The sequence below is a fragment of the Psychrobacter sp. AOP31-B2-9 genome, from assembly GCF_052378005.1.
Taxonomy (GTDB): Bacteria; Pseudomonadota; Gammaproteobacteria; order Pseudomonadales; family Moraxellaceae; genus Psychrobacter.
Map to the genome: position 1 here is coordinate 1 of NZ_JBQSXG010000233.1, position 2539 is coordinate 2539.

3 protein-coding genes are annotated in these 2539 nt (G+C 39.0%); 2 read left to right on the top strand and 1 reads right to left on the bottom strand.

Annotation, left to right across the window (positions count from 1 at the left end; all coding sequences use genetic code 11):
• On the bottom strand, positions 1 to 271 hold a 271-nt coding region (locus tag ACT3SX_RS14715), incomplete at its 3' end, for a hypothetical protein (protein ID WP_442070157.1).
• A gap of 415 nt (positions 272 to 686) precedes the next feature.
• Between ACT3SX_RS14715 and ACT3SX_RS14720 the strand changes: the two genes are divergently transcribed.
• Together ACT3SX_RS14720 and ACT3SX_RS14725 are read left to right on the top strand one after the other, a co-directional pair.
• Positions 687 to 1934, top strand: coding sequence for an NAD(P)/FAD-dependent oxidoreductase (locus ACT3SX_RS14720; protein WP_192520831.1), 1248 nt, complete (start codon positions 687 to 689; stop codon positions 1932 to 1934).
• A 79-nt stretch (positions 1935 to 2013) separates the two neighbouring features.
• The gene (locus tag ACT3SX_RS14725) at positions 2014 to 2352 is read left to right on the top strand and encodes a RidA family protein (RefSeq protein ID WP_192520833.1); all 339 of its coding nucleotides are present in this window, start codon (positions 2014 to 2016) and stop codon (positions 2350 to 2352) included.
• Positions 2353 to 2539 lie beyond the last annotated feature (187 nt).

Consider the following 2539-nt stretch of genomic DNA (forward strand, 5'->3'; position numbering starts at 1 on the left):
TAAATTTGCTTGGAAATACTAACCAATGTGCTAATAGGGTACTGCTCGGTTTTGGTACCGAATTTTCACGCAACCGTTCTAAACGTAGCCAAACATCCTCAGAAGTATCGTTTGTGGTATTTAGGCTAATACCTGGCAAATTTAATACATGCTCTTCTATACAAGTAAAGTCACTGTGCTTTGTGAAGTCTTGAATAGGTGCTTTTTTCATCAAAGTACATTGTTTAATAAATTCAATCTGAGAGGCCAATCGTTGCGTGTAAATGCTCATTTATTACGTATTCCTAATCATCAAAAACTATTGATTAATTGGCTGATATTTTGTTGATTTCATCGTATTAGCCCCATTTTTTACGACAGGTGAGAGCAATACGATTTTTGGATAAAACCAAACTATAGCACAGAAACTAATATCGATAAGCTATATCTAATATTTGTAATATTTATAATATTTATCGTTAGCAGCTATTGCTATAGGTATTATCAATTCAACCTGTTCGTTAATTTTCTTTAATATTACTTATTAAAAATAATTTTAAAAAACTATATAACCAAAAGTATTTAATTTAAAAATATTTCACAAATAAGGGTTTAAAATTTGGCTTAATGCGTTACTATTACCACCTAATTCTGTTAGACCCTCATATTTGATGCTCTGTATTAACACCCTAAGAAAAGGATAGGTTATGCGCTATGAAGTGATTGTTATCGGTGCAGGTATGGTTGGCACCTCAGTTGCGTGGCATTTACAAAAAAATAATTCAAACGTATTGCTGTTAGATAAGAAACTGCCAGGGTCAGAGACCTCGTATGGTAATGCTGGATTGATCCAGCGTGAAGCTATTCATACACATCCTTTTCCTCGTCAATTGACTGAGATGATTCGAGTATTACCCAACCAAGGTACGGACATTCGCTATCGTATACCAGCAATTCTGCGTTACCATCAAGCGCTACTACAATACTGGAAGTATTCTGTACCTGCGACGGTCAAACAAATTGAATCAGAGTGGCAGACACTGATTGAGCATTGCACCAGTGAGCATCAAACGATGATTGAAGCATCTGGTGCTGATGAGTTAATTACTCGCGATGGCTGGTTGCAATTGCATCGTTCTGAAGAGACCTTTAAAGAAGCGCAAGCAGCAGCCATTGATGCACGTAATCAAGGGGTTGAGCATAACGTACTAAACCGTGAAGCACTCAAAGCCATGGAGCCTAGTGCCAATTTTGATGGTTTTGTTGGTGCGATTCATTGGCTAAACTCTTGGCAAGTATCAAACCCAAGCTCATTGGTCAAAGCCTATGCGAAAAACTTCCAAGACATGCAAGGTACGATCAAAGAGAGCGATGTCAAAGAAATCGTAAAAGACGGTGAAGGCTGGAAAATCATTACTGATAATGACACTTATTATAGTGATAAATTGGTTATTGCAGCAGGTCCATGGTCGAATGATTTGATCAGACCACTTGGTTATAATCTGCCATTGTTCCCGATGCGTGGTTATCATCAGCACTTCAAAGTGACAGAAAAAAACACCATCAATCACAGTATGTTTGATATGGATAAAGGCTTTGTGATGGGGCCAATGCAGCAAGGTATCCGCATTACCACTGGTGCTGAGATGACCACCATGAATGCACCAAAGAACTTCGGTCAACTGCAAACTGTACTGAAGCTGGCTCGTAAAATTCTGCCATTAGAAGATGCAGTAGAGTCTGAGGCTTGGGCAGGATCACGTCCTTGTATGCCTGATATGAAACCAGTTATCGGTCCTGCTGATAAGCATGATAAATTATGGTTCGCCTTTGGTCACAGCCATCAAGGCTTTACCTTAGGACCTATGACAGGTCGTCTGGTTGAAGAGATGATTCATGACAAACCGTTATTGGTAGACCTTGCACCGTTTAGTGCTCAGCGTTTCGCTAAATAACTTGTTACTCTACAATGAGTCATGTTGATTGAGTTATGATTGATTCAGCTGTTTTTATAAATTGAAGGGAGATAAAATGATAAAGAAGTTACACAGTACCCCGCGTATGAGTAGAATCGTTGTCCATAACCAAACGGTTTATTTATGTGGTCAAGTGGGCAATGCAGAAGACGATATTCAAGCACAAACTTTGACGTGTTTAGAAAAAATCCAAACGTTACTAGAAGAAGTGGGTAGTGACAAGTCCAAGCTGCTATCAGTAAATGTCTGGGTAAAAGACATGGCAGACTTTGCGGCTATGAATGAAGTGTGGGATAAATGGTTTGAAGGTATCCAGCCTCCAGCTCGCGCTTGCGGTGAGTCAGCACTGGCTCGCCCTGAGCTATTGGTTGAGATGATCGCTATCGCTGCTGAATAATAATCTGCTCGTAGCATCTGTGTTAAATAAAAAGGCCATGATATCGATATCATGGCCTTTTTATTTTTTCTACCTTCTTATGGATTACAGCTTATTATTTATCTGTTGTAACATATCTTCAAATACCTCACAGCATCAACGCTCTTTTGCTTGTATAACTCATCAAAGCAGAATTATCTTCTGCTTC

What these genes read in the sequence shown, in the direction of transcription:
- ACT3SX_RS14720 (WP_192520831.1), top strand. Translation starts at nt 687, where the DNA reads ATGCGCTATGAAGTGATTGTTATCGGTGCAGGTATGGTTGGCACCTCA.